This window comes from Acidovorax sp. FG48 (assembly GCF_057809085.1).
On the sequence record NZ_JBMDJH010000043.1, the window covers coordinates 1 to 7,835 of the forward strand.

Genomic DNA, 7,835 nt, shown 5'->3' on the forward strand with positions numbered 1-7,835 from the left:
CGACTATGGGCTGGAAGCGGATCTGTTCACGGCTGTGCCTGAACTGGTCAAGGCCGTCTGAGCCCCGCAGATCACAGGCACAGACCATTCGATGGGATCTGAATGCTATAAAAAATATAGCTTTTAGCGCTTATCGGATGAGCGCTGAGGCTGCTTTTTATACCTATAAATCAGCAGGAGACAAAACCATGACCACATTCCTTTCCCGTCGCAGGCTTGTCCAGGCCACTGGCGCAGCGCTGGCCAGTGCGGCATTGCCAGCACTGGCCCAAACCAGTTGGCCCAGCCGTCCGATTCGCATCATCGTGCCGTACACAGCGGGCGGGTTTACCGACCAGATGGCGCGTCTGCTGACGGTAGGCCTGCAAAAGCAATTCGGTCAGCCGGTTGTCATCGACAACAAACCTGGCGCGAACAGCATCATCGGCGTGGATGCTGTCGCCAAGTCCGCCCCGGACGGTCACACCTTTGGTGTGGTCATTCCGGCCTTTACCGCCAACACCACGCTCTACCCCAAACTGCCCTACAACCCGCGCAAGGACCTGATGGGCGTGTCGCTGCTGGGTGTTTCTCCGTTGGTGGCGGCAGTGGCTCCCAATGCACCGTTCAAGACGGTGAAGGAACTGGTGGCCTATGCCAAGGCCAACCCGGGCAAGGTGAGTTTTGCCTCGTCCGGCACAGGCTCTGCGGCGCACCTGACCAGCGAACTGCTCAAGTCACTGACCAAGACCTTCATGGTCCACATTCCCTACCGCGGCGCAGCCCCGGCGCTGACGGACTTGCTCGGCGGCCAGGTGCCCTTGTTCCTCGACCCTCCGCCCAACCTGATCCAGCCCGCCAAGGCAGGCCGCATCACTCTCATCGGCGTGGCCAGCGAAAAGCGCTTGCCCATGTTGCCTGACGTGCCGACCTTCATCGAGCAAGGCGTGCCCGGCATGCTGGGCAGTACCTGGGCCAGCATGATTGCACCCGCCGGGACGCCGCGCGACATCGTCAAGCGCATGTCGGACGCGGTGAACACCATCATCCAGAGTGATGAAACCAAGGCCAAGCTCGACACCATGGGCACCTTTGGTGAGGGCACCACGCCCGAGGCGTGCGACGCCTTTTTGGCGGCCGAGACGACCAAGTGGGGCAAGGTGATCCGCGACGCGGGTGTCACGCTGGACTGAGAAGGCGTGCGCCGGCCTGGCCTGACGGCCAGGATTTACGCGTAGCGCTTGGCCCGCAGGTTCTCTTTCATCTGCTGCAGGATGGGCTGCAGCGAGCTGCCAATGCGCAGCGCCACGCAGGTGGCCAGTACGTCGATGATGAGCAGGTGCATGAGGCGCGACACCATGGGGCTGTAGCGGTCATAGCCCTCGGGGTGGTCGGCGGCCAAGTGGATCTGGCAGGTGCTGGCCAGGGGTGAGCCGCTGGCGGTGATGACGATGGTGGTGGCACCGTTGCGGCGGGCGATGTCGGCCGCGTCCATCAGGTCGCGGGTGCGGCCCGAGTTGGAGATGATCACTGCGCAATCGCCCGGGCCCAGCAGGGTGGCGCTCATCACCTGCATGTGGCCGTCGCTGCTGGAGATGGAGGTCACGCCCAGGCGAAAGAACTTGTGCTGCGCGTCCTGCGCCACGATGCCCGAGTTGCCCACGCCGTAGAACTCGATGCGCTTGCCCTTCTTCCAGGTGTCCGCAATTGCGTCGGCCGCGCGCTCGATGGCCACGGTGCTGGCCGCGTTGCGGTACTGCAGGAAGGCCGCGACGGCGTTGTCCACCACCTTCACCAGCACGTCGCCGGTCTTGTCGTCGGCATCCACGCTGCGGTGGATGAAGGGCACGCCTTCACTCACACTGCCAGCCAGCTTGAGCTTGAAGTCCGCCAGCCCGTCGTAGCCCATGCTGCGGCAGAAGCGCACCACGGTGGGCTTGCTCACGTGCGCGCGCTCGGCCAGCTCGCGCACGGGCAGGCGGGCAAAAGTGCGCGGGTCGGTCAGCACCAGCTTGGCCACGCGCTGTTCGGCGGGGGCCAGCGAGGGCAGGGAGGCGGTGATGCGGTCGAGCATGTCAGTCTGTGAAGGCGGGGCAGGCTGCGCAGGGGCCTTTGAAAAAGGGGCTGGGACGGGACGCTCCATCTGGCTGCGGTCAGCGCGGTGGCGGGGCCGTCCTCATTTAATGTAACTCGGTTCCCAAAGCTGCGGGGCCCGCGCAATCCCTGCCTTTCAACCTGCTTGCACCGACCCTGGGCGTTTCCCCCCTGGCCCGGGCGGGCCCTGCACGCATAGCATCCTCCATCACGTTATCTAGATACTGAGGAGCCTTCCATGCGCAAACCCTTGCTGACAAAACTTCTGGCCGGTGCGGCCTTGGTGGCTGCTGCGTCGGGCAGCTGGGCCCAGGGGCAGGTCAACATCATTTGCTCGGTGCAGGCCGAGTGGTGCAACCTGATGTCCACGGTGTACGCCAAGACCACTGGCACCAAGGTGAACATGACGGCCAAGGGGTCGGGCGAGGCGCTGGCGCAGCTCAATGCCGAGCGCGCCAACCCCAAGACCGACATCTGGTTTGGCGGCACGGGCGACCCGCACCTGCAGGCGGCCGAGCAGGGCCTGACGCTCGAATACAAGTCGCCCCAGCTCGCGCAGCTCTACCCCTGGGCGCAAAAGCAGGCGGCCGATTCGAAGTACCGCACCGTGGGCGTCTACCTGGGGCCGCTGGGCTTTGGCTACAACAAGGAGCTGCTGGCCAAGCGCAAGCTCAACCCGCCCCAGTCATGGGCCGACCTGCTCAAGCCCGAATTCAAGGGCGAGGTTCAGATGGCCAACCCCGCATCGAGCGGTACCGCCTACACCATGATCGCCACGCTGGTGCAGATCATGGGCGAGGAAAAGGCGTTCGAATACCTCAAGGCCCTGCACCCCAACATCAGCGCGTACACCCGTTCGGGCACAGCCCCGGTCAAGGCGGTTGCACGCGGCGAGACCACGGTGTCCGTGAGCTTTGTGCACGACGTGACCACCGAGGCGGTCAATGGCTTCCCGGTCGGATCGGCCACGCCATCCGAAGGCACGGGTGCCGAAGTGGGCTCCATGAGCATCGTCAAGAACGGCCCCAACACCGAGGCGGCCAAGAAGTTCTACGAATGGGCGCTCACGCCCGGCGGCCAACAGTTTGGCCTGGCGGCCAAGCAGTTCCAGCTGCCCAGCAACACGCAGGTGCCCAAGGACCCGCGCATGACCGATCCGGCCAAGATGAAGCTCATCAACTACGATTACGCCAAGTACGGCGCCAGCGCCGAGCGCCGCCGTCTGATTGCGCGCTGGGAAAAAGACGTGCAGAACGCAACGCGCTAAGGGGTGGTGGTGTCGGCAGCAGCGGCGGCAGCGCACGCAACCCCCCGGACCCGGGCTCCCGGTGCCTCGGTCAACCGGCCCTTGTGGGTCTGGCTGGCCATGGGCGTGTTGGGCTACCTGGTGTTCCCCTGGTATGCACAGCAGGACGCCAATGGCCTGCTGGCGGTCGGCCAGGTCTTCAGCAGCGAGCAGGCCGCCAATGGGCTGATGCAGGCGGCCTTGTTCGGACGCCCCTGGCTGTGGCTGGGCCTGGCCGGGCTGGCGGTGGCGGGCCTGGGGGCCTGCCTGCCCGCCGGGCGCAAGCAAGGCACGCTGCTGGTGGCGGGGGGCGCACTGGGGCTGGCGGCCCTGCTGCTCAGCGGCTTTGCGATTGGTGCGCGCGGCTGGGCGTTTGAATGGATGAACACCAGCCTGGGCGAACTGGGCGCGCGCCAGCCCGGCATGGGCTGGGGCGGGTTTGTGGTGCTGTCGGCACTGCTGGTGCTGCTGTCGTTCGGTGTGGCGCGGCGCGGCTTCTTCAAGGGCGACCTGTTCGTAGCGGCTGCGGTGGTGGGCTGCGGCAGCCTGCTCGCGCTGTTCATCGTGTTCCCGGTGCTCAAGGCGCTGTCGGCGGCATTTTTTCTGGAAGACGGCCCGTTCTCGCTGGCCGTGGTGTGGGAGCGCATTGCGCACGAGCGCAACTTCAGCCTGTCGTGCCTGGCGGGTGGCCAGCGCTGCGGCGTGGCGTGGAACACGCTGTTCCTGGGCTTGATGACGGCCACCAGCACCACGCTGCTGGGCACCTTCATGGCGCTGATGGCCGAGCGCGCTTCGCGCCGCTATGCGCGGCCGCTGAACATCGTGGCGCTGCTGCCCATCATCACGCCGCCGTTCGTGGTGGGCCTGGGGCTGATCCTGCTGTTTGGCCGCGCGGGGGTGTTCAACCAGTTTCTGGAATACGCGTTTGGCATCACGCCGTCGCGCTGGTTCTACGGGTGGCTGGGTGTGTGGGTGGCGCAGACCTTTGCGTTCACGCCCATCGCTTTCATGATCATGCGCGGCGTGGTGCAGGGCGTGGCGCCCAGCCTGGAAGAGGCCGCGCAAACCCTGCGCGCCAGCCCGCACCGCACCTTCATGACCGTGACCCTGCCGCTGCTCAAGCCCGGCCTGGCCAATGCGTTCCTGGTGGGCTTCATCGAAAGCATGGCTGACTTCGGCAACCCCATCGTGGTGGGCGGGCAGTTCTCGGTGCTGTCCACCGAAATTTTCTTTGCCATCGTGGGCGCGCAGTACGACCAGGGCCGTGCGGCATCGCTGGCCTGGATCCTCACTTTCTTTGCGCTCACGGTGTTTGCCATCCAGCGCGGGCTGTTGGGCAAGCAGAACTTCACCACCGTGTCGGGCAAAGGTGACGCGGGCATTGCCATGCCGTTGCCCCGGGGCGTGCGCCGCGTGGTGCATTCGATTGCGCTGCCCTGGATGGCCTTCACGCTCATCGTGTATCTGTTTGCATTGGCCGGCGGATTTGTGCAGACCTGGGGGCGCGACTACACCATCACCTTGGCGCATTTCCGTACCGCGTTCAGCGTGGAATGGGGCGAGTTTGGTGTGGTGTGGGCGGGCACGGCGTGGAACTCGTTCTTCACCACCCTCAAGCTCGCCGCCATCTCCGCGCCGCTCACGGCCACGCTGGGCATTGCCATTGCGTGGCTGCTGGCACGCACCGAGTTCCGGGGGCAGGGCGCGTTCGAATTTGCGGCACTGCTGGCCTTTGCCATCCCCGGCACGGTGCTGGGTGTGAGCTATATCCTGGCGTTCAACGTGCCACCGTTCGAGCTGACGGGCACCGCCCTCATCATCGTGTTGTGTTTTATGTTCCGCAATTTGCCGGTGGGTGTGCGCGCGGGCACGGCGGCGTTCAAGCAGCTGGACCGTTCCCTCGATGAAGCCTCCGTCATGCTGCGCGCGGGCAGCGTGCAGACGCTGCGCCATGTGGTGCTGCCGCTGCTCAAGCCCGCGCTGGTGGCTGCACTGGTCTACAGCTTTGTGCGCGCCATCACCACCGTGAGCGCGGTGATCTTCCTGGTCACAGCCGAGAACGAGCTGGCCACCACCTACATCATCGGCCGCGTGGGCAATGGCGACTATGGCGTGGCGCTGGCGTACTGCACGGTGCTCATCATCCTGATGTCGGCCTCCATCGGACTCATTCAGCTGCTGGTGGGTGATCGCAAACTGGGCCGCCGTGGAGCCGCGCCCGTTGCGCACTGACCCCTCTGAAAAAATAGAAAACACGCCATGAACAACAATGACGCGGGCATCGTGTTCCGCAACATCACCAAGCGCTACGGCAGCGACAGCAGCGCGGCCCTGGCCGTCAAGGGCATCAGCTTTGAGGTGCCGCGCGGCACGCTCACCACCATCCTCGGCCCCTCGGGCTGTGGCAAGACCACCACCTTGCGCATGATCGCGGGGCTGGAGTCGCCCACCTCCGGCGAGATCTTCATCGGCGGCAAGGATGTGACCACGCTGGGCCCCGCGCAGCGCAACGTGAGCATGATGTTCCAGAGCTACGCGCTGTTCCCGCACATGAACGTGGTCGAGAACGTGATGTACGGCCTGCGCATGTCGGGCCAGCCCAAGGAGCAGGCGCGCACCAAGGCCGTGGAGGCGCTGCGCGGCGTGGGCCTGGTGGGCTATGACGACCGCCTGCCCAGTGAACTCTCGGGCGGGCAGCAGCAGCGTGTGGCCCTGGCCCGTGCGCTGGTGCTGGAGCCCGAGGTGCTGCTGTTTGACGAGCCCTTGTCCAACCTCGACGCCCGCCTGCGCCGCGAGATGCGTGAAGAGATCCGTGCGCTGCAGCAGCGCCTGTCGCTCACGGTGGCTTACGTCACGCACGACCAGGCCGAGGCCATGGCGGTGAGCGACCAGATCATCGTGATGAACCAGGGCCTGATTGCGCAAAAGGGCTCGCCCCGCGCGCTGTATGAAACCCCGCACAGCGAATTCGTCGCGGGCTTCATGGGCGAGGCCATGCTGTTCCCGGCCGTGGCCGACGCTGACGGCACGGTGGCGCTCGGCCCACTGGTGTTGCGCCCCCGCATGGCGGTGAAGAGCGGCCCGGTGAAGGTGGCGGTGCGCCCTGAGGCCTGGCGCATTCACCGCCAGGGCGAGGGCCTGCTGCCCGCGCGGCTGGACAAGCGGGCCTATCTGGGCGCGGTGTACGAATACACCTTCGAGACTGCGCTGGGCCACATCTTCGTGGTGTCGTCCGACCTGGACGATGTGCTGGCCGTGGGGGACGAGGTGCAACTGAGCCTGGGTGCCCATGGCGTATCGGTGGTTGGTAGTACCGAAGCTGCCCGGACCAATGCGGAATAATGGCGCCATGACGAACCAACTCGACGCCCTCAAACAGTTCACTACTGTGGTTGCCGACACCGGCGACTTTCTGCAACTGGCCCAGTTCCGTCCGCAGGACGCTACGACCAACCCTTCGCTGATCCTCAAAGCGGTGCAGAAGCCCGAATACGCCCCCTTGCTCAAGGACACCGTTGCCAAGTGGCAAGGGCGTGCGATGGACGAGGTGATCGACCGCCTGCTGGTGCGTTTTGGCTGCGAAATCCTGACCCACGTGCCCGGCCGCGTCTCCACCGAAGTGGACGCCCGCCTGAGCTTTGACACCAGTGCCACCGTCACGCGCGCCGAACGCATCATCGAGCTGTACCAAGCCGAGGGCATTCACATTGACCGCGTGCTCATCAAGATCGCGGCCACGTGGGAAGGCATCCAGGCCGCCGAAAAGCTGGAGCGCAAGGGCATCCACACCAACCTCACGCTGCTGTTTTCGTTCGCCCAGGCCGTGGCCTGCGGCCAGGCCAAGGTGCAGCTGATCTCACCCTTTGTGGGCCGCATTTACGACTGGTACAAGAAGCAGGCGGGTGCGAGCTGGGACGAGGCCGCCCGCGCTGGCGCCAACGACCCGGGCGTGCAGTCGGTTACCCAGATCTACAACCATTACAAGCGCTTCGGCATTGCCACCGAGGTGATGGGCGCGAGCTTCCGCAATGTGGGGCAGATCACGGCGCTGGCTGGGTGCGACCTGTTGACCATTGCGCCCGAGCTGTTGGCGCAGCTGGCTGCGAGTGATGCGCCGTTGCAGCGAGCGTTGGATGCGGAGGCTGCCAAGGCGATGGACCTGCCTGCGGTGAACTATGACGAGCCGGGGTTCCGGTTTGCGCTGAATGAGGATGCGATGGCGACTGAGAAGCTGGCCGAGGGGATTCGGGCGTTTGCAGTGGATGCTGTGAAGCTGGAGAAGCTGATCCTCGCTGCTTGAGGTCTGTTTTTTTGGAGCGGCTGGTGCCTGGGTTGTAGGTGCTGGCCGCTTTTGTTTTTTGCTATTTGCAAAGCAGTGCGCTGATTTAGCCGCATGCTTGTGGTGATGGCGGAGGCCGGGAATCGCCCCGGCGGGCGAGGTACTTTTCTTTGCTTCGCCAAAGAAAAGTACCCAAAA

The 7,835-nt window shown here is 65.0% G+C and carries 6 protein-coding genes; 5 read left to right on the forward strand and 1 reads right to left on the reverse strand.

Annotated elements, in window-relative coordinates; translation table 11 throughout:
• Positions 1-188 precede the first annotated feature (188 nt).
• Complete coding sequence (locus ACODSU_RS25155) at positions 189-1,172, forward strand: tripartite tricarboxylate transporter substrate binding protein (RefSeq protein ID WP_488845674.1); 984 nt, start codon at positions 189-191, stop codon at positions 1,170-1,172.
• Between the two features lie 35 nt (positions 1,173-1,207).
• Here the strand turns inward: ACODSU_RS25155 and ACODSU_RS25160 are convergent, their stop codons facing one another.
• The gene (locus ACODSU_RS25160) at positions 1,208-2,053 is read right to left on the reverse strand and encodes a MurR/RpiR family transcriptional regulator (protein WP_015012602.1); all 846 of its coding nucleotides are present in this window, start codon (positions 2,051-2,053) and stop codon (positions 1,208-1,210) included.
• Between the two features lie 258 nt (positions 2,054-2,311).
• Here ACODSU_RS25160 and ACODSU_RS25165 point away from each other — a divergent pair, with 258 nt between their 5' ends.
• The 4 genes from ACODSU_RS25165 (at position 2,312) to tal (ending at position 7,658) form a co-directional block, all read left to right on the forward strand.
• Positions 2,312-3,340, forward strand: a complete 1,029-nt coding sequence (locus tag ACODSU_RS25165; RefSeq protein ID WP_108626587.1) for an ABC transporter substrate-binding protein — start codon at positions 2,312-2,314, stop codon at positions 3,338-3,340.
• Positions 3,341-3,439: 99 nt separating this feature from the next.
• The gene (locus ACODSU_RS25170; protein ID WP_488845681.1) at positions 3,440-5,590 is read left to right on the forward strand and encodes an ABC transporter permease; all 2,151 of its coding nucleotides are present in this window, start codon (positions 3,440-3,442) and stop codon (positions 5,588-5,590) included.
• A gap of 27 nt (positions 5,591-5,617) precedes the next feature.
• Positions 5,618-6,700, forward strand: coding sequence for an ABC transporter ATP-binding protein (locus ACODSU_RS25175; protein WP_488845677.1), 1,083 nt, complete (start codon positions 5,618-5,620; stop codon positions 6,698-6,700).
• Between the two features lie 7 nt (positions 6,701-6,707).
• Positions 6,708-7,658, forward strand: coding sequence for a transaldolase (gene tal / locus ACODSU_RS25180; RefSeq protein WP_488845679.1), 951 nt, complete (start codon positions 6,708-6,710; stop codon positions 7,656-7,658).
• Positions 7,659-7,835 lie beyond the last annotated feature (177 nt).

What these genes read in the sequence shown, in the direction of transcription:
- ACODSU_RS25155 (WP_488845674.1), top strand. Translation starts at nt 189, where the DNA reads ATGACCACATTCCTTTCCCGTCGCAGGCTTGTCCAGGCCACTGGCGCA.
- ACODSU_RS25160 (WP_015012602.1), bottom strand. Translation starts at nt 2,053, where the DNA reads ATGCTCGACCGCATCACCGCCTCCCTGCCCTCGCTGGCCCCCGCCGAA.
- ACODSU_RS25165 (WP_108626587.1), top strand. Translation starts at nt 2,312, where the DNA reads ATGCGCAAACCCTTGCTGACAAAACTTCTGGCCGGTGCGGCCTTGGTG.
- ACODSU_RS25170 (WP_488845681.1), top strand. Translation starts at nt 3,440, where the DNA reads ATGGGCGTGTTGGGCTACCTGGTGTTCCCCTGGTATGCACAGCAGGAC.
- ACODSU_RS25175 (WP_488845677.1), top strand. Translation starts at nt 5,618, where the DNA reads ATGAACAACAATGACGCGGGCATCGTGTTCCGCAACATCACCAAGCGC.
- tal (WP_488845679.1), top strand. Translation starts at nt 6,708, where the DNA reads ATGACGAACCAACTCGACGCCCTCAAACAGTTCACTACTGTGGTTGCC.